At 71.9% G+C, this 19,002-nt stretch carries 15 protein-coding genes; 6 read left to right on the top strand and 9 right to left on the bottom strand.

Annotated elements, in window-relative coordinates; all coding sequences use genetic code 11:
* Positions 1-148 precede the first annotated feature (148 nt).
* Complete coding sequence (locus ABZT74_RS25335) at positions 149-1,108, top strand: ABC transporter substrate-binding protein (RefSeq protein WP_356173893.1); 960 nt, start codon at positions 149-151, stop codon at positions 1,106-1,108.
* 97 nt (positions 1,109-1,205) lie between these two features.
* On the top strand, positions 1,206-2,870 hold the full coding sequence (locus tag ABZT74_RS25330) for an aromatic amino acid ammonia-lyase (protein ID WP_356173890.1): 1,665 nt from the start codon (positions 1,206-1,208) through the stop codon (positions 2,868-2,870).
* A 184-nt stretch (positions 2,871-3,054) separates the two neighbouring features.
* Here the strand turns inward: ABZT74_RS25330 and ABZT74_RS25325 are convergent, their stop codons facing one another.
* Positions 3,055-4,539, bottom strand: a complete 1,485-nt coding sequence (locus ABZT74_RS25325) for an MFS transporter (RefSeq protein ID WP_356173887.1) — start codon at positions 4,537-4,539, stop codon at positions 3,055-3,057.
* 310 nt (positions 4,540-4,849) lie between these two features.
* Between ABZT74_RS25325 and ABZT74_RS25320 the strand changes: the two genes are divergently transcribed.
* Complete coding sequence (locus ABZT74_RS25320) at positions 4,850-5,428, top strand: helix-turn-helix domain-containing protein (RefSeq protein ID WP_356173884.1); 579 nt, start codon at positions 4,850-4,852, stop codon at positions 5,426-5,428.
* Between the two features lie 155 nt (positions 5,429-5,583).
* Here the strand turns inward: ABZT74_RS25320 and ABZT74_RS25315 are convergent, their stop codons facing one another.
* Positions 5,584-5,970, bottom strand: coding sequence for a hypothetical protein (locus tag ABZT74_RS25315; RefSeq protein ID WP_356173881.1), 387 nt, complete (start codon positions 5,968-5,970; stop codon positions 5,584-5,586).
* Positions 5,971-6,136: 166 nt separating this feature from the next.
* Between ABZT74_RS25315 and ABZT74_RS25310 the strand changes: the two genes are divergently transcribed.
* Positions 6,137-6,571, top strand: a complete 435-nt coding sequence (locus ABZT74_RS25310) for a PAS domain S-box protein (protein ID WP_356173878.1) — start codon at positions 6,137-6,139, stop codon at positions 6,569-6,571.
* An 80-nt stretch (positions 6,572-6,651) separates the two neighbouring features.
* Here the strand turns inward: ABZT74_RS25310 and frc are convergent, their stop codons facing one another.
* Positions 6,652-7,908, bottom strand: coding sequence for a formyl-CoA transferase (frc, locus tag ABZT74_RS25305; RefSeq protein WP_356173875.1), 1,257 nt, complete (start codon positions 7,906-7,908; stop codon positions 6,652-6,654).
* A gap of 65 nt (positions 7,909-7,973) precedes the next feature.
* The gene (gene oxc / locus ABZT74_RS25300) at positions 7,974-9,725 is read right to left on the bottom strand and encodes an oxalyl-CoA decarboxylase (RefSeq protein ID WP_356173873.1); all 1,752 of its coding nucleotides are present in this window, start codon (positions 9,723-9,725) and stop codon (positions 7,974-7,976) included.
* Positions 9,726-10,020: 295 nt separating this feature from the next.
* On the opposite strand from oxc, the gene ABZT74_RS25295 reads away from it, so the two are divergent.
* Complete coding sequence (locus tag ABZT74_RS25295; RefSeq protein ID WP_356173871.1) at positions 10,021-11,610, top strand: FadD7 family fatty acid--CoA ligase; 1,590 nt, start codon at positions 10,021-10,023, stop codon at positions 11,608-11,610.
* 26 nt (positions 11,611-11,636) lie between these two features.
* On the opposite strand, the gene ABZT74_RS25290 is transcribed toward ABZT74_RS25295, so the two are convergent.
* From ABZT74_RS25290 to ABZT74_RS25270, 5 genes are all read right to left on the bottom strand, one after another.
* Positions 11,637-12,569: a LysR family transcriptional regulator gene (locus ABZT74_RS25290; RefSeq protein ID WP_356173869.1), complete on the bottom strand. Its 933-nt coding sequence runs from the start codon at positions 12,567-12,569 to the stop codon at positions 11,637-11,639.
* Between the two features lie 122 nt (positions 12,570-12,691).
* Positions 12,692-12,874, bottom strand: coding sequence for a formate dehydrogenase subunit delta (locus ABZT74_RS25285; protein WP_355873984.1), 183 nt, complete (start codon positions 12,872-12,874; stop codon positions 12,692-12,694).
* Between the two features lie 31 nt (positions 12,875-12,905).
* Positions 12,906-15,776 (bottom strand): formate dehydrogenase subunit alpha, encoded by a 2,871-nt coding sequence (gene fdhF / locus ABZT74_RS25280; RefSeq protein ID WP_356173866.1) that lies wholly within the window; start codon positions 15,774-15,776, stop codon positions 12,906-12,908.
* Positions 15,773-17,389 carry an NADH-quinone oxidoreductase subunit NuoF gene (locus tag ABZT74_RS25275; RefSeq protein WP_356438357.1) on the bottom strand — a complete coding sequence of 539 codons (1,617 nt, stop codon included), beginning with the start codon at positions 17,387-17,389 and terminating at the stop codon, positions 15,773-15,775. Before ABZT74_RS25275 ends, fdhF begins: the two co-directional genes overlap by 4 nt.
* Entirely contained in the window at positions 17,386-17,865 is a 480-nt protein-coding gene (locus ABZT74_RS25270) for an NAD(P)H-dependent oxidoreductase subunit E (RefSeq protein ID WP_356438354.1), read from the bottom strand. The genes ABZT74_RS25275 and ABZT74_RS25270 overlap by 4 nt, the downstream gene beginning before the upstream one ends.
* Positions 17,866-18,224: 359 nt before the next feature.
* Between ABZT74_RS25270 and ABZT74_RS25265 the strand changes: the two genes are divergently transcribed.
* Positions 18,225-18,911, top strand: a complete 687-nt coding sequence (locus ABZT74_RS25265) for a GntR family transcriptional regulator (RefSeq protein WP_355873993.1) — start codon at positions 18,225-18,227, stop codon at positions 18,909-18,911.
* Positions 18,912-19,002: the final 91 nt, after the last annotated feature.

The following is a 19,002-nucleotide window of genomic DNA, read 5'->3' as shown; positions in this document are numbered from 1 at the left end:
ATTGGTCGCGTTGCGCCTACGGGGCGAAGCTGTACGGTCCCCACCAGTGATCTATTCGTGTCTTGACGGCCCTTGAGGTGGCTCGATTGGATCGTCTGGACTGTCAAGACCCGCGCCCCGCCCACGCCCCACCCATTGCCAAGTCTGGATGACCAACGTGACCATCGCCAGAAGTACCCGAACGTCCGCAACGTACGCTGCCACCCTGCTGGTTGTGGCCGCGGCCGCACTGACGGGCTGCGGTTCCTCCGACGACTCCGGCACGTCCGACCCGCTGAAGGGTGACGCCGCCAAGGGCGGTACGGTCGTTGTCGGCTCCAACAACTTCCCCGAGAGCATCCTGCTCGCCGACATCTACGGCGAAGCCCTCAAGTCCAAGGGCGTCAAGGTCAGTTACAAGCTGAACATCGGCAGCCGCGAGACCACGTACGGCCTGATCAAGAACGGCACGATCACCGTCCTGCCGGAGTACAACGGCGCGCTGCTCGCCTACCTCGACGCGAAGGCCACCCCGAAGACGGTCGAGGAGACCAGCACGGCCATCACGGCCAAGCTCGACTCCAAGCTGGGCCTGCTGACGCCGTCCAAGGCCGAGGACAAGGACGCGATAGCGGTCAACGAGGCCACGGCGAAGAAGTACAGCCTGACGGACAAGTCGACCATCGCGGACCTCGCCGACTCGGCGAAGGACCTGGTGATCGGCGGCTCGCCGGAGTTCCAGACCCGCCAGCAGGGCCTCAAGGGACTGAAGTCCGTATACGGTCTCGATTTCAAGAACTTCAAGGCGCTGGACGCCGGCGGCCCGCTCACCGTGGCGGCCCTCAAGGGGAACAACATCCAGGCCGCGGACATCTTCTCCACGGACCCCGGAATCAGCAAGAACAAGTTCGTCGTGCTCCAGGACCCGAAGAGTCTTTTCGGTTTCGAGAACGTGACGCCGCTGACCTACAAGAAGGGTCTGCCGAAGGCGGGAATTGCGGTTCTCAACGACGTCTCGGCGAAGCTCGACACGGAAACCCTGGTGTCGCTCAACGGCCAGGTGCAGAACGAGAGCAAGGACCCGCTGGACGTGGCGAAGTCCTGGCTGTCCTCCGCCGGACTCAGCTGACGCGGAGCTCGGCGGCCGGTTGACGGATGCCGCGGCCGGGGCGGTCACACCGCCCCGGCCCGGCCTCCGGCGGCGTACGGAGGAGTGAACGCCCGTCATGCTCAAGCGCACGGCCGACGCGGCCGAAGCAGCCACGGCCCTCGCGGACGCGGGCGGCGGGGACACGGCCCTCGCGCACGAGAGCGTCCCGCCGCCCCTCACGGGCCCGGGTGCCGGGGAGTCGGGCACACCCGGCCCGGCCGGGAGCGACCCGCCGCCCGCGGCGGCTCTCCGCGGCCGGGGGCTCGACGCCGCGACGGTGGCCTCGGTCGCCGACGGCGCCCCGCCTCCCCCACCGCATCCCGCGTCGCTGGAGGCCATGGAACACACCCGGCGTGCCGCACGACGGCTGGCGGCCGAGGGCGCCCGGGTCTACGGGCGCAGCACGGGTGTCGGCGCGCACCGGGGAGTCGCCGTCGAGGAGTCCGACGGCGCGGGCCACGACCTGCGGCTGCTGCTGAGCCACGCGGGAGGCGTGGGCGCGCCACTGCCCGCCCGCGAGGTCCGCGCCATGATGCTGGTGCGCGCCAACCAGCTCCTCGCCGGCGGATCGGGGCTCGGCCCCGAGATCGCCGTGGCCGTCACGGACGCGCTCCGGGCGGAGGTCCATCCCCGGATCCCGGAGTACGGGGCCGTGGGCACCGGGGACCTGACCGCGCTGGCCGAACTGGGGCTGGCCCTGTTCGGGCACGGCACCTGGATACGGGACCGGGCGGACGCCGGGAACCCGCTCCCCGCGAGCCTGCCGGTCCGCCGGGGGGACGCGCTGGCCCTGCTCAGCAGCAACGCCCTCACCCTCGGCCAGTCCGCGCTCGCCAGCCACGACCTCGGCGTCCTGCTGCGCGCCGCCCACGTGGTGGCCTCGCTGTCGCTGCTCGCGGTGGACGCGTCCACGGAGCCGTACGCGCCGGAGGTGCACGCCGCCCATCCGCACCCGGCGGTCCAGGGTGCGGCGGCCCGCGTCCGGGAACTGCTCGGCACCGGCGCGAGCAGGGACGAGGCGCCACCCGCGAGCGGTACGTCCCGGGTGCAGGACCCCTACGGCTTCCGGTGCTTCCCGCAGGCCCACGGTCCGGCGACCGAGGCGTGGGAGGACCTGGAGCGGGTGCTGTCGATCGACCTCAACTCCGCCACCGAGAACCCCCTGATCGGCTGGGACGCGGCCACGGGAACGCCGGTCGCCCGGCATCACGGCGGCTTCTTCACCGCGCCGCTCACGCTCGCCCTCGACCGGCTGGGCCTCGCGGTGCTCGGCACCGCCCGCCTCTCGGCGGCCCGGCTGTCCGGCCTCGGCCGACCCGAACTGACCGGCCTGCGCTCCTACTTGGCCGACACGTCCTCGGCCGGTTCGGGAATGATGATCCTGGAGTACAGCGCCGCGTCCGCGCTCGCCGAGCTACACGCCTGTGCCACCCCGGCCGCGCTCGGGCACGTGGTGCTGTCCCAGGGGATGGAGGAGGCGGCAACCTTCGCGACGCAGGCCGCCCGCACATCGCTGCGCCTCGCGCAGGCGTACCGGCTGGTCCTCGGATGCGAACTCGTCGCCGCCGTACGGGCGTTGCGCCTGCGGGGCAGCGCGCCGCGTGCGGAGACGGCGGCGGGCCGCGCCTACGCTCGGGCTGCCGCGGAGCTGGACCCCGAGATGCGGGACCGTCCCCTCACGGGCGACGTGACCACCGCGGCGGCCCTGCTCGACGAGTTCGCGGAGTTCGCCACCCACTGAGGGACGCGCGGGCACCTTAGGCAGCGCCCGGCCCCTCCGGGCACCGCACGAGGGCTCCCCCGCGACCCCGGGACGTGACAGTGCGGGGGCCGGTCTCGCGACACGGCCCCCGCACGGTGGGACTCAGGGCCGGCTGCGGCGTGCCGCTTCACCGGACGGGATCGCCCGGGCACGGCCCCCGCGGTCAGCTCCGGGCGCCCGGAGCCACGGCGTCGGTCTGCGCCGGCTCCTGTGCGTCGGTGGCCGAACCGGCGGCGGCGCGCCGTGTGTCCCCCGAGGCACGCGGGCCGGAGAGGCGGGCAGCGCGCCGGGCCGGGACGAGGAGCGCGGCCAGTGCGGCGGCCAGGCAGAGCAGGGCGAGCAGGGTGAACCCGTGGGTGTACCCGGACTCGTACGGCAGGCCCGAGGACTGGAGATGGCCGGTCACCAGCACGCTCGTCACGGCGGCGCCGATGGAACCGCCGATGGTGCGGATGTTGGCGTTCATCCCGGTCGCGGCGCCGGTCTGTTCGGCCGGGACGCTGCCGACGATGAGGTTGGCCATCGAGGCGAAGGCGAGGCCGATGCCGAGACCGAACACGCCCGCCGCGAGGGCGACCTGCCACTGCCGGTCGTGCCACAGGGCGAGGATCGCGCAGGCGACCGCGCCGAGCGTGGCACCGGCGACGAGCAACTTCTTCGCGCCGACGACGGGTTCGAGGCGGCCACTGAGCACACCGGAGCAGAACATCGCGACCAGCATCGGCAGCATGAGCAGGCCGGCCGCGCTCACGCTCGCGCCGAAGCCGTAGCCCGCGGACCGCGGGGTCTGGACGAAGCCGGGGAGGAAGGACCAGATCGCGTACATGCCCGCGCCGAACAACAGCGCGGCGGTGTTGGTGGTCCACACGGCGGGCAGCCGCATGATGCGCAGGTCGATGAGCGGGCCGGAGGACCGGGCCTCGGAGGCCAGCCAGACGGCGAAGAGCAGGACGGCGACGGCGAGCAGACCGATCACCCGGCCCGAGCCCCAGCCCCACTGGCCCGCCTGGCTCAGTGGCAGCAGCAGGGCGACCAGCCAGCCCGAGAGCAGAACGGCACCGAGCCAGTTGACGCGCCCCGCGGCCCGCCGGGGCGACTCGGGCACGTAGCGCAGGGCGATCAGCGTGGTCACCGCGACGATGCCGACGGGGATCCAGAACAGCCAGCGGTAGTCGAGCGCGCTCACGATGGGGCCGGCCGCCACCATGCCGACTCCTCCGCCCGCGGCGATCACGGCGGACAGGTTGCTGATGCTGCCGCTGACCTTGGAGGCGGCGAACTCGTCGCGGATGATGCCGAAGGACAGCGGGAAGAGCGCGCCGCCCACGCCCTGCACCACACGGGCGACGATGAGTATGCCGATGGTGGGCGCGAGGGCGGCGAGCAGACAGCCGGCCAGGACGGCGACCAGCACCGCGACCATGGTGCGCTTCTTGCCGATCAGGTCACCGACCCTTCCGAGGATCGGCGTGAAGATCGAGGCGGACAGCAGGTACGCGGTCATCACCCAGGTCGCGGTGGACTGCGAGGTGTGCAGCGCGTGCTGAACGGTCGGCAGGGCCGGCGCGATCAGCGACTGCAGCATGGAGAACACGCCGGCACCGGTCGCGAGGACCGCGAAGGTGAGGCGGGTGGACGTGCGGGGCATGAAGAGCCTCTCCGGACAGGTTGCGGCCGAGGTCGTCGGGCCACGGTCGTACGGGACGGGCGGGGCGCCGGTCGGCGCCCGGGCACACCGGCGGCCGCGACGGCGGTCGCGCGAGGAGACAGAGTCGGGGGCGAGGGCGGTGCGTCGTCGCACGGCCCGCCGGGGTCGAGGAGCCGGGGGGTGCACGTCGGCGTCGCGTGCGGCCGCACGCGGTCGATGCCGGACGCACCCCGGCTGTTAAAGTGGAGGTACCCCTCCACTGTAGCGGAGGCATACCTCCGCTTCAACCCGATCCAGCCGGGAGGCAGCAGTGACGGCCGAGCCCTACCCCGTCAGTGAGATCGTCGCGTCCCGCCGTCCGCACCGGAAGGACGCCGCCCGCAACTACGACGCATTGCTGGCCGCCGCCCGCGAGGCGTTCGCGGAGAAGGGCGCGGAGGCGTCCCTGGAGGACGTGGCCCGTCGTGCGGGCGTCGGCATCGGGACGCTGTACCGGAACTTCCCGACGCGCCGCCACCTCTTCGAGAGCGTCTACGCGGGCGAGGTCGACGACCTGTGCCGGGTCGCCGAGGAGGTCGCGGGACGGGAGCCGTGGGACGCGCTGACGTCCTGGCTGCGGCGCTTCGTGGACTACACGGTCACCAAGCGGGCCATCCGGGAGGCCCTGAACGACGAGTCCGAGATCTTCCTGGCCTGCCGGGACTCGATGTACGCGGCCGGCGGACCGCTCTTCGAGCGGGCACAGCAGGCCGGCGAGGCCCGGAACGACATGAACTTCGACGACCTGCTGCGCATGATCGCCGGCATCACGGCGACGAACTTCCTGGACGACGCCCAGCGCGACCGCGTCATGTCGGTGGCACTGGACGGGGTCCGGGCGCCGCACTGACTCCGCCACGCGCACACGCACGGGCCCGGACACACGCGCGCCGCGCACCGGCCGGGCCGCCCTCGCTCCGGCGGACCTCACCGTCGCGCCGCCGCCCCTGGAGACCCGCTTCAGGGGGTCAGCGAGTTGCCCGGGTCACCTCTGGATGCCCGGAGTCAGCCGGCCGCCCGGGCCGGCTCCGGGCGGCAGAGCCACCGCCAGCGGCGCCGCTCCGTGAAGCACGTGACGGCGGCCAGCACGGTGACGGGGGCCGCCACCCAGCCGGACCAGGCGAGCCACGAGAACACCACGGCCGCGACGAGTTGAAGCAGTACCAGCAGCACGGTCACCCAACCCGGCACCGCCACCAGGACCTGGGCCTTGTCTCCCGGCGTCGCGAAGACCGTCGGCAGCCCGATCAGCATCACCACCGAGAGCACGGCGAGTGTCCACGAGTACGTGGACAGGGCCCAGGGAGCGGCCACCCAGGCCACCAGCTCCGTGGCGAACCGGAGAACGGACGCGGTGCGGTCATCGGGACGCCCAGCGGCGGTATCGGTCACCCGGCGACGATCCCACCCGCGACACCGGACCGCCAGAGGCTGCCCTGATTCCCCGACCCGGCCACCCGGTCCATCGGACGAGGGGAGCAAGGCGTCACAGCCATGCTCTCCGCAGACTGGATTCTGTATACTGTCGCCCACCAAATGGCCCCGACCCGGAGGCGACATGGCAGAGCTGGATCCCCAAGTGGTGCTGGGAATGGCGGACCAGGCACCCGACGGCGTGGTGATCATCGACAGGGAAGGCCTGATCCGGTACTGGAACAGAGGGGCCGAGCGCATCTTCGGCTTCTCGGCGGCCGAGGTGGACGGCGGCAGTCTCGACGTCATCATTCCGGAGAAGCACCGCCGGCGTCACTGGGAGGGCTTCGGCACCGCCATGGATCGAGGGACCACCAAGTACGGTGACGCCGACCTCCTGACGGTGCCCGCGCTCGCGTCGGACGGCCGGACCCTGTCCATCGAGTTCAGCGTCGTGCTGCTGACCGGGAACGACGGCACCCCGTACGTCGGCGCGGTCGTCCGGGACGTGACCGCCCGGCGGGCCCGGGAGAAGGAAATGATGCGGCGCCGCGCCGAGACGGACCGTACGTCCGTGTAGGCGCGCGCTGCGCCGTCCTGTCCCTATGACGAAGTGCCCCGCGAACTTCTCCTGTTCGCGGGGCACTTCGCCGTACGGGCTCAGGCGACGACCTGGCCCTCGTGCAGCCTGCGGATCGCGTTCGCGTCGTAGCCGAGGTCCGCGAGCACCTCGTCGGTGTGCTCGCCCAGCAGCGGGGCGCCGGCGATCTCGGGCTTGAAGCCGGAGAACTTGATCGGGCTGCCCACCGTCAGATAGGTGCCGCGCTCCTTCTGCTCGACCTCGACGATCGTGCCGCTCCTGCGCATGTCCGGGTCCGCGGCGAGTTCCTTCATGCTGAGCACGGGCGCACACGGCACCTCGAAGGTGCGCAGGATGTCGACCGCCTCGTACTTCGTCTTGTCGGCGAGCCACTTCTCGATCTCGCCGAAGATCTCCATGATGTGCGGCTGCCGGGCCAGGGCGGTGGTGTACCCGGGGTCCTCGGTCCACTCGGGCCGGCCGATGGCCTCACAGGTGCGGGCCCAGTTCTGCTCCTGGATCGTGAAGTAGATGTAGGCGTTCGGGTCGGTCTCCCAGCCCTTGCACTTGAGGATCCAGCCGGGCTGCCCGCCGCCGCCCGCGTTGCCGCCGCGCGGCACCGCGTCGCCGAACTCGCCGTTCGGGTACTGCGGATACTCCTCCAGGTGGCCGACCCGCTCCAGGCGCTGCTGGTCGCGGAGCTTGACCCGGGTCAGGTTGAGGACCGCGTCCTGCATGGACACCGAGACCTTCTGGCCGACGCCCGTGGCGTTGCGCTGGATGATCGCCGTGAGCAGGCCGACCAGCAGATGCATCCCGCTGTTGCTGTCGCCGAGCGCCGAACCGCTGATGGTGGGCGGCCCGTCCCAGAACCCGGTGGTCGACGCGGCGCCCCCCGCGGCCTGCGCGACGTTCTCGTAGACCTTGAGGTCGTTCCACTTCGAGTCGTCGTTGAAGCCCTTGACCGAGCCGAAGATGAGCCGGGGGTTCAGGGCGTGGATGTGGTCCCAGCCCAGGCCCATCCGGTCCATGGCACCCGGCGCGAAGTTCTCCACCAGGATGTCCGCCTCGCGGATCAGCTTCTCCATGACCTCCTTGCCCTCGGGGGACTTGGTGTTGATGGCCAGGGACCGCTTGTTGCTGTTGAGCATGGTGAAGTAGAGGGCGTCGAGGTCGGGGATGTCCCGGAGCTGACGCCGGGTCACATCACCGCCGGCGATGCGCTCGACCTTGATGACGTCGGCGCCGAACCAGGCGAGCATCTGCGTGCACGCGGGACCGGCCTGGACCCCGGTGAAGTCGATCACCTTGATTCCGGCGAGCGGCTTTTCACTCATGGCGGTTTCCTTCTCGTGAATGATCGCGGTGCGGGAGTCGTCGCTGCGGGCGGGGGGTCGAGGGCTCATGAGCGGGCCGGCCGGATGTTGCCGACGGTGATGCCCTTGGGGTTCAGGTGCGCGATGTGGCCGCTCTCGGTGCCGGCCGCGGGGTCGATCACGCAGTCGATGAGCGCGGGCCCGCCGGAGGCCAGCGCCTCGGTGAGAGCGGCGGTGACCTCGGCGGGGGTGGTCGCGCGATAGCCCCTGCCGCCGAACGCCTCGATCATCCGGTCGTGCCGGGCGGCGGCCATCAGGGTGGTCGGGGAGGGTGCGTCACCGAGCGGGTTGACGTCGTCGCCCCGGTAGACACCGCCGTTGTTCATCACGACGGTGACGACGGGAAGTCCGTAACGGCAGATGGTCTCCAGCTCCATACCGCTGAACCCGAAGGCGCTGTCGCCCTCCACGGCCACCACCGGCGCGCCGCTCTCCACCGCGGCGGCGATCGCGTAGCCCATGCCGATGCCCATGACGCCCCAGGTGCCGCTGTCGAGGCGGTGCCGCGGTACGTGCATGTCGATGACGTTGCGCGCGATGTCCAGCGCGTTGGCGCCCTCGTTGACGAGGTAGATCTCCGGGCGCTCGCGCAGCACGTCCCGTACGGCCTTCAGGGCGCCCATGAACTGCATGGGGTGCGGGTCGGCCTCCAGGCGCTCCGCCATCTTCGCGACGTTCCGCGCCGAGCGCGCGCCGAGTTCCTCGCGCCAGGCGGCGGGGGCGGCGATCCGGCCGGGCTTGGTCCGCTCGGCGATGGCGTCGAGGACCGACCCGATGTCGCCGACGAGCGGGGCGGCGATGGGCTGGTTGCTGTCCATCTCCCGTGCCTCGATGTCCACTTGGATGAACCTGGCGTCGGGGTTCCACTGCGGTGACTCGCCGTGGTTCAGCAGCCAGTTGAGGCGGGCGCCGACGAGCATGACGACGTCGGCCTTCTTCAGGGCCAGCGAACGGGCGGTGGCCGCCGACTGCGGATGGTCGTCGGGCAGCAGGCCCTTGGCCATCGACATGGGCACGTACGGGATGCCGGTGGACTCGACGAACGCGCGGACCTGGTCGTCGGCGCGCGCGTACGCGGCGCCCTTGCCGAGGACCACCAACGGCCGTTCCGCGCCCGCGAGAAGCTCGATGGCACGGTCCACGGCCTCGGGTGCGGGCAGCTGACGCGGAGCGGGGTCGACGAGGCGGCTCAGCGTCCGCGCGCCGGCCTCGGCGTCCATGATGGAGCCGAGCACCGCGGCGGGGATGTCGAGATACACACCGCCGGGGCGCCCGGAGACCGCGGTGCGCAGGGCGCGGGCGATGCCCCGGCCGATGTCCTCGACACGGCCCACCCGGTAGGCGGCCTTGCAGAACGGCTGCGCGGCGGCGAGCTGGTCCATCTCCTCGTAGTCGCCCTGCCGCAGGTCGACGAGGTGCCGCTCGCTGGAGCCGGAGATCTGCACCATGGGGAAGCAGTTGGTGGTGGCGTTGGCCAGCGCGACGAGACCGTTGAGGAAGCCGGGCGCGGACACCGTGAGGCAGATTCCGGGCTTCTGGGTGAGATAGCCGGCGGCCGCGGCCGCGTGGCCCGCGTTGCTCTCGTGCCGGAAGCCGACGTAGCGGATGCCCCGGGCCTGCGCGAGGCGGGCCAGGTCGGTGATCGGGATGCCGACCACCCCGTAGATGGTGTCGACGTCGTTCATCCTGAGCGCGTCGACGACCAGGTGGTAGCCGTCGGTGAGCTCGGTCGGAACGTCGGCTTTCGCCGCGGTCTCCAGTGTCGAGGGGGCGGTCATGGTCCGAGGTCCTCCTTGGGCAGATCCTGCCGGTGCGGCTCCTTCTCCCACCCTTCGGCAGCGGGCCCGCCCGCGTCCAAGACCCATCGGCGACCAGCCGATAAACAGCGTCTATCGAGGGCGCCCCCGGGACCTCTCAACTCCCTTGATAGAGCGCCGCTATCGGCCGTTCGCCGCTGCGTATTGGACGCGCTCCCCGCCTCGCCGCAGGCTCGCAGAGGAGCGCCTCGCCGAAGCCGGGGCCCGCTGCGGCGGACGGCCGCTCCGGCGGACCTGGGGGTACGGAGGTGGGGTCATGGCCGTTCCGGCCGCGGCGTCGGCGCGTGAGGCGGACGGCTACCGGCCGCCCGAACTGACCGGCCTGGCCGACCTGCTGGACCGGCCGGCGCGCGAACGTCCCGACGCCCGGGCCCTGGTGGTCGGCGCCGGCCGCCGACCGGTGTCGTTCCGGGTCCTGTCGGCGCTGGCCGACGACCTGGCCGCGCGCCTCGCCGCCACCGGACTGCGCCGGGGTGACGCGATCGGTCTGGTCGGCGCCAACACCGCCGAGTTCGTCGTCGGGCTGTTCGGCGCGGCGCGGGCCGGGCTGGTGACCGCCCCGCTGGACCCGGCGCTGCCCGCGCCCGAACTCTCCGCACGGCTCGACGCGCTCGGTGTCCCCGCGGTCCTGATCGGGCCGTCGGCGGCCGACACGCCGCCGCCGGCACCGCTGCGGGTCCCGGCCTGGCCGCTGCGGGTGGAGGTCTCCCCGGGCGGGACCGCGGCCGTGCTCGCGGACACGGCTGCCGCCCCCCGCCGAAAGACGGGCGCCGCAGCTGAGTTGAGCGCTCGGGACGCGCTGGTGCTGTACACCTCCGGGACCGCCGCGCGGGCCCGGATGGTCCCCCTGACGCAGGCGAACGTCGCCTCCTCCGTGCGGGGCATCTGCGCCACGTACCGGCTCGGCCCCGCGGACGCGACCGTCGCGGTGATGCCGTTCTTCCACGGTCACGGCCTGTTCGCGGCGCTCCTGGCGTCCCTGGCCGGCGGGGGCGGCGTCCTGCTGCCCGTGCGCGGCCGGTTCTGCGCGGGGACGTTCTGGGACGACATGCGGGCAGCGTCCGCCACCTGGTTCACCGCGGTACCGACGCTGCACGAGGTCCTGCTGGAGCGGGCGGAGTTCGAGCACCCCGGCCCGCCGGGTCCGCCGCTGCGCTTCGTCCGCAGCTCCAGCGCCCCGCTCAACCCGGCCACGCAACGGGCCCTGGAGCGTGCGTTCGGCGCTCCCCTGCTCTCCGCCTACGGGATGACGGAGTCCAGCCACCAGGCGACCAGCGAGCCGCTGCCGCAGGACGGGGTCCTCAAGCACGGGTCGGTCGGCCTGCCGACGGGCGTGCGGCTGCGGGTCGTGGGCCGGGACGGCCGGCCGTGCCCCGCCGGTGTCCAGGGCGAGGTGTGGGTGTCCGGGCCCACGGTCGCCCGCGGCTATCTCGCCGACCCCGTGGAGACGGCACGCGGGTTCTCCGGGGGCTGGCTGCGCACCGGGGACCTGGGCTCGCTCGACGAGGACGGCCATCTCCGCCTCACGGGGCGGATCACCACCATCATCAGCCGCGGCGGGGAGGAGATCTCCCCCGAGCGGGTGGAGGACGTCCTCGCGGGCTGCCCGGGCGTCGCCGAGGCCGCCGTGTTCGCCGTCCCCGATGCCGTGTACGGGCAGCGGGTCGGCGCGGCCCTGGTCGTCTACGACCCGGAGTGCGCCGGCGCCGAGGAGGTGCTGCGGCACTGCCGTGAACGGCTCGCACCCTTCGAGGTGCCCGAACGGCTGCATTTCGTCGGCGAGTTGCCGTACACCACCAAGGGCGGTCTCGACCGGCTGGCGGTCGAGGCCCGGTACGCGCGCTGAGGGGCGGACGGCGGACCGTGCCCCCGTCAGCGCACGCGGTGTTCGCCGATGAGGGGCCGGCCGAAGAAGTCGTCCAGGGAGAGGCCGGTCGCCGCGTTCACGAAGGCGCGGGCGGCCACCGATCCGGGGGTCGCCGCGTGGATCGCCACCGACACCTGGGCGCCCGCCTCCGGGTCGACCAGCGGCAGCGCCCGCGTCCTGCCGATCACCGGCATCGCGCGCAGCCAGGTGTGCGGGACGATGCTCGCCCACTCGCCGCCGCCGACGTGCGCGTACAGCGAGGCGATGGAGTCGGTCTCCACCTGGGGGGTCACCACGAAGCCCTTGTCCGCGAAGACGCCGTCGACGATCTGCCGGATCCGCATGTCCGGGGTCAGCAGCGCGAGCGGCAGCTGGGCGGCGTCCGCCCAGGTCATGGTGGTGGCCTGGGCGGTCAGCTGGTCGTCGGAGACGAGCAGCATGTACCTCTCCTGGTACAGCGGGACGACCTGGAGGCCTTCCTGGTCTCCGGGGTCGAAGTGGGCGATCGCCACGTCCAGTTCGAAGTCGCGCAGCTGGCGGTGGAGTTCCTTCGTCGACAGACGGGAGCGGACCTGCACCTTGGCCAGCGGGTGCGCGGCGCAGAACGCGGCAACGGGCATCGCGAGGGTGGTGGAGGCGGTGGGGTCGGTGCCGAGGCGGAGCGTGCCGGTGATGCCCGACTGCACGGCGGCCACCTCGGCCTTGAACGCGTCCTGTTCGGCGAGGATGCGCTTGGCCCACACCACGAGCCGCTCGCCCTCCGGGGTCAGGCCCTGGTAGTTGTGCCCGCGGTTGATGAGCGTGACGTTCAACTCCCGCTCCAGTTTGGCGATCGCCGCCGAGAGCGCGGGCTGCGAGACGTAGCAGGACTCCGCCGCCCGCGCGAAGTGCCGCTCGCGGGCCACCGCCACGAAGTACTCGAGCTGCCGGAACAGCATGCACGACTCCTCTCTCGCTCACGCCGCACCCCGGCGCCGCGGACCGGCCGGCCGGCTGCCCCGTGATCATCCCGAGCCTACCGATCCGGCCGTGTCCCGTGGCCTGTCGTGCACGGCCGCGGTCAGCGCAGGAGCCGTACCGCCGCGACCACCAGGGGATGCAGCCCGTCGGCCCCGGCGTCGACGTCCGCGACGAGCCGGGACCGCATGCGCGGGTCCCAGAACCGGCCGATGTGCCCGGCGACCGCCTCCGCCGCCTCGTCCCCGGGCAGGTGCACCAGGTTCACGGCGATGTCGTTCGCCATCCGGCGCTCCGCCGGCACGGTCCCCGCCATCTCAGTCCACCGCCGTGAGCACGTCGTCGCCGGCGGACTTCCGGACACCGTTCCCGGCGGGCCCCGGTGCCGTGTCCCCCGTCCGTTCCGGCAGGTCGTCGGCGTGCCCGAGCGGGTGCGCGAGAGCGACCTGGACGGCGGTCACCTTGTACTCGGGGCAGTTGGTGGCCCAGTCCGAGTTCTCGGTGGTGACCACGTTCGCGCCGGTGACGGGGTGGTGGAACGTGGTGTAGACGACGCCGGCCGGCATCCGGTCGGAGATCTCGGCGCACAGGGTCGTCCGTCCGACCCGGCTGGCGAGGGTGACCAGCGCGCCGTCGGTGATGCCGCGCACCTCGGCGTCGTGCGGATGCAGTTCCAGGATGTCCTCGGGATGCCAGGCGACGTTGCCGGTGCGCCGGGTCTGCGCGCCCACGTTGTACTGGCTGAGGATGCGTCCGGTGGTGAGCACCAGCGGGAACCGGCGGGTGGAGCGCTCCTTGGTCGGCACATACGTGGTGACGACGAACCGGCCCTTGCCCCGCACGAACGCGTCGACGTGCATGACCGGTGTGCCGTCCGGGGCGGCCGCGTTGCACGGCCACTGCACGCTGCCCAGCTTGTCGAGCACCTCGAAGGAGACCCCGGTGAACGTAGGGGTGACCGAGGCGATCTCCTCCATGATGCCGGCCGGGTGGTCGTACGCCATCGGGTAGCCCATGGCGGTGGCGATCTCGCAGACGATCTGCCACTCGTGCTTGCCCGACTTCGGCTTCATGACGGCGCGCACCCGGTTGATGCGGCGCTCCGCGTTGGTGAAGGTGCCGTCCTTCTCCAGGAAGGAGGCGCCGGGCAGGAAGACGTGCGCGAACTTGGCGGTCTCGTTGAGGAACAGGTCCTGTACGACGACGAGTTCCATGGCCTCCAGGGCGGCCGTGACGTGCTGGAGGTTGGGGTCGGACTGGGCGATGTCCTCGCCGTGCACGAACAGTCCGCGGAAGGTGCCGTCGATCGCGGCGTCGAACATGTTGGGGATGCGCAGCCCCGGTTCGGCGAGGAGCGTGCCGCCCCACAGGTTCTCGAACACCTCGCGGACCGCGTCGTCGGACACGTGCCGGTAGCCGGGAAGTTCGTGCGGGAAGGACCCCATGTCGCAGGAGCCCTGCACGTTGTTCTGCCCGCGCAGCGGGTTCACACCGACGCCGTCGCGGCCGATGTTGCCGCAGGCCATGGCGAGGTTCGCCATCCCCATGACCATGGTGGAGCCCTGGCTGTGCTCGGTGACGCCGAGGCCGTAGTAGATGGCGCCGTTCGGTGCCGCGGCGTACAGCCGTGCGGCGGACCGGAGTTGGTCCGCGGGGATCCCGCTGATCTCCTCGGTGGCCTCCGGGCTGTTCTCGGGCAGGGCGACGAAGCGCGCCCACTCGTCGAAGCCCTCGCACCGGCTGTCGACGAAGGAACGGTCGACCAGCGACTCGGTGACGACCACGTGGGCCAGGGCGTTGACGACGGCGACGTTGGTGCTGGGCCTGAGCTGGAGGTGGTGCGCGGCCTCGACGTGCGGTGAGCGCACCAGGTCGATGCGGCGCGGGTCGATGACGATCAGCTGGGCGCCCTCGCGGAGCCTGCGCTTCATCCGCGAGGCGAACACCGGGTGGCCGTCGGTGGGGTTGGCGCCGATCACCATGATGACGTCGGCCTCGGCGACGGACCGGAAGTCCTGGGTGCCGGCGGACTCCCCGAAGGTCTGCTTGAGTCCGTATCCCGTCGGGGAGTGGCAGACCCGGGCGCAGGTGTCGATGTTGTTGTTGCCGAAGGCGGCGCGGACCATCTTCTGGACGACGTAGACCTCTTCGTTCGTGCACCGGGACGAGGAGATCGCGCCGATCGAGCCGGGCCCGAACCGCGCCTGGATGTCGCGCATCCGGCGGGCGACGGTGCCGATCGCCTCGTCCCAGTCGACCTCGCGCCACGGGTCGGTGATCCGGTCGCGGACCATCGGCTTGAGCATCCGGTCCGGGTGGGTGGCGTAGCCGAAGGCGAAGCGGCCCTTCACGCAGGAGTGGCCCTCGTTCGCGCCGCCGTCCTTGTACGGCACCATCCGTACGAGTTCGTCGCCGCGCAGTTCGGCCTTGAAGGAGCAGCCGACCCCGCAGTACGCGCAGGTTGTGACCACCGACCGGGTCGGCATGCCGAGTTCGACCACCGACTTCTCCTGGAGGGTGGAGGTGGGGCAGGCCTGCACGCAGGCCCCGCAGGAGACGCACTCGGAGTCCATGAACGTCTCGCCCGCGCCGGGCGACACCTTGGAGTCGAAGCCGCGTCCCTCGATGGTCAGCGCGAACGTGCCCTGCACCTCGCCACAGGCCCGCACGCAGCGGGAGCAGGAGATGCACTTGGACGCGTCGAAGTCGAAGTACGGGTTGGAGGTGTCCTTCTCGGCGTCGAGGTGGTTCTCCCCCTCGTAGCCGTACCGCACCTGCCGCAGCCCCACCACGCCCGCCATGTCCTGGAGTTCGCAGTCGCCGTTGGCCGGGCAGGTGAGGCAGTCCAGCGGATGGTCGGAGATGTACAGCTCCATGACGCCCTGCCGGAGCTTCTCCACCTTCGGCGTCTGGGTGCTCACCCGCATCCCGTCCGCGACCGGCGTGGTGCAGGAGGCCGGGGTGCCGCGCCTGCCGTCGATCTCCACCACGCACAACCGGCAGGAGCCGAAGGGCTCCAGACTGTCGGTGGCGCACAGTTTCGGGATGTCGATGCCGGCCAGGGCGGCGGCACGCATCACCGAGGTGCCCTCGGGGACGGTCACCGGCAGGCCGTCCACCTCCACGGACACCGTGGCCTCGCCGGGCCGTTCCGGGGTCCCGAAGTCGGGTTCCTTGAGCAGTGTCATGCCGTGCCCTCCGTCCGTACTCCGCTCGTCCGCTCGGCTGGTGCTCCCCGGCCCGGTCCGCGGGCGAGGAAGTCGTCGGGAAAGTGCGCGAGGGCGCTGCGCACCGGCATCGGCGTCAGGCCGCCCATCGCGCACAGCGACCCGTCCGTCATCAGGTCGCACAGGTCCTCGAGCAGGGCCAGGTTCTCGTCCCGGTGCCGGCCCGCCACGATCTTGTCGATCACCTCGACGCCCCGTACCGAACCGACTCTGCACGGCGTGCACTTGCCGCAGGACTCCGCGGCGCAGAACTCCATCGCGAAGCGCGCCTGGGCCGCCATGTCCACGGTGTCGTCGAAGACGACGACTCCGCCGTGCCCGACCATCGCGCCCGCGGCGGCGAACTCCTCGTAGTCCATCGGCAGGTCGAACATCGACGGCGGCAGGTAGGCGCCGAGAGGGCCGCCGACCTGCACCGTGCGCACCGGGCGCCCGGTGAACGTACCGCCGCCGTAGTCCTCGACCAGTTCACGCAGGGTGACGCCGAAGGCGGTCTCGACGATGCCGCCGTGCGCGATGTTGCCGCCGAGCTGGAAGACCTGGGTGCCGCGGGAGCGGCCGACTCCGAGCTCCTGGTACGCGGCCGCGCCCGCGGCGAGCACGACGGGGACCGTCGCGAGGGTGAGGACGTTGTTCACGACCGTCGGTCTGCCGAACAGGCCCTCGATCGCGGGGATCGGCGGCTTGGCGCGCACGGTGCCGCGCTTGCCCTCCAGGCTCTCCAGCATGGAGGTCTCCTCGCCGCAGATGTACGCCCCGGCGCCGACGCGGACGTGCAGGTCGAAGTCGAGCGCGGAGCCGAGGATGCCCGTGCCGAGCCAGCCCTGCCGACGGGCGACACCGATCGCCGCGCGCATCGAGGCCACCGCGTCCGGGTACTCGGAGCGGATGTAGAGGTAGCCCTCGCGCGCGCCGACCGCGTGCGCGGCGATGGTCATGCCCTCGATGAGCAGGAACGGGTCGCCCTCCATGACCATCCGGTCGGCGAAGGTGCCGCTGTCGCCCTCGTCGGCGTTGCAGCAGACGAACTTCAGCTCGTCCGGGCAGTCGAGCACGGTCTTCCATTTGATGCCGGCCGGGAATCCCGCGCCGCCCCGGCCGCGCAGTCCGGACGCGGTGACCTCGGCGACCACGTCGGCGGGCGGGCGCTCCAGTGCGGCGCGCAGCCCCGCGATGCCGCCGTGGGCCACGTAGTCCTCGGGCGACAGCGGGTCCGTGACGCCGACGCGGGCGAACGTGACCCGGTTCTGGCGTGCCAGCCAGGGGAGTTCGTCGACCACTCCGCGGCACAGCGGATGGTCGGCGCCGTCGAGCAGGCCCGCGGCGAGCAGGTCCTCGACGTCGGACGGGGCGACGGGGCCGTATCCGACGCGGCCCCTGGGGGTCATCACCTCGACGAGGGGTTCGAGCCAGAGCATGCCGCGCGATCCGTTGCGGACCACGTCGAGCGCGAAGTCGCCCCGTGAAGTGGCCTGTTGGAGGGCGTCCGCCACGTCGTCCGCTCCGACGGACCGGGCGGCCGAGTCGCGGGGGACGTAGACCGTGGCGGCCGGGTGCGCGGTGGTGTCGTTCATGAGGAGACCGTCCCGTCGAGGAGGGAGCCCAGTCGGGCCGGGTTCACGCGTCCGTACAGGCGGCCGTTCACCTCGACGGCCGGGCCGAGGGCGCAGTTGCCGAGGCAGAAGACCTGCTCGACGGTCACGGCACCGTCGGCGGTCGTCCCGCCGGTTACCAGTCCCGCCTCGTTGGCGTAGGTCATCAGGCCCTCGGCGCCCAGTGCCTGGCACGCCTCGGCCCGGCAGATGCGCAGGAGGGTGCGGCCGACGGGTTCGCGGCGGAAGTCGTGGTAGAAGGTCACGACTCCGTGGACATCGGCCCGGGAGAGGTTGAACTCGTCGGCCAGCACCGGCACGGCCTCCTGTGGCACGTACCCCAACTCGGCCTGTACGGCGTGCAGTACGGGCAGCAGCGCGCCGCGCTGATCCCGGTGGCCGGCCGCCACTCTCCGGACCACGCTCTCGACCGTCACGTCGCTCGCGCTGGTCGTCATGTTCGCTCCGCCTTCCGTCACGCGGGCCCCCGGCGATGCTCGCGGGAGTCCGGACGATACCTCATACAGGCTTCTGTATACAGAACTCAATCGTCATCAATCACGTTCACCTGGAGGGGACTTGAGGCACCGTGGAGGGCGAACCATCACGGCTCCCGCTCCCCTCACCGCGCTCGAAGCCCTCCCAAGTCGATGGGCGGCACGGCACGCACCCCCGGCCGACCTGGGATTCCTTCCGGAGGAGCCCGCCATCTTGCATACCAAAACCTGTATGCTGGCCGGGCCGTCGGCGACCCACTCGGCGGCCACCACTTGGCAGAGCCGTCGGCCCGCGGGACCGGTGGCAGATCGGGGCTCCCATGCGCGAGGCACTCACGGCCGCCGCGGCCCGGCGCGTCACCCGCCCGGCGCCACTGCGCCAGGCCGTGTACGACGCCCTGACCGAGCTGATCGTCAGCGGCTCCCTCAAGCCCGGTCAGCACCTCGTCGAGGCCGAGCTGGCCGAGCATCTGGGCGTCAGCCGTCAGCCCGTCCGTGAGGCGTTGCAGCGGCTCCAGACGGACGGCTGGGTGGACCTGCGTCCGGCCCAGGGAGCGTTCGTGCACTCCCCCACCGAGGAGGAGGCCGCCCAACTCCTGGGCGTCCGCGCGGTCCTGGAGACGTACTCGGCCCAGCTCGCCGCGCAGAACGCGCGGCCCGAGGACATCGAGCGGCTCTGGGAGCTTCAGCAGGAGGGCGTCGACGCGCTCGCCGAGGGTGACGTCGAGCGACTGGTCGGCGCGAACACGGCCCTGCACGCCTTCATCACCTCCGTGGCCGGCAACGACGTCCTGGCCGAGCTGATCTCCGGTGTCGGCCAGAAGGTGCGCTGGTACTACACGCCGATCGCCCGCCCGCGCGGCAAGGAGGCGTGGAACGAACACGCCCAGCTGATCAGGGCCATCGCCAAGGGCGACGCCGACCGCGCCGGCGAGGTGATGCGCAAGCACACCGAGCGCACCACGGGCTTCTACCGCAAGCAGATCGCGGCGGGCGGACGGGCCTAGGAGTTGTCTTCAAATGTCACGCCCACATCAGGAGCGAGGCGAGGGTGACGGCTGCCTGGTAGGACTCGGCGGTCTTGTCGTAGCGGGTTGC

The organism is Streptomyces sp. NPDC005302 (assembly GCF_040607345.1).
Classification (GTDB): Bacteria; Actinomycetota; Actinomycetes; order Streptomycetales; family Streptomycetaceae; genus Streptomyces.
This window is presented reverse-complemented; position numbering and strand designations above follow the sequence as displayed.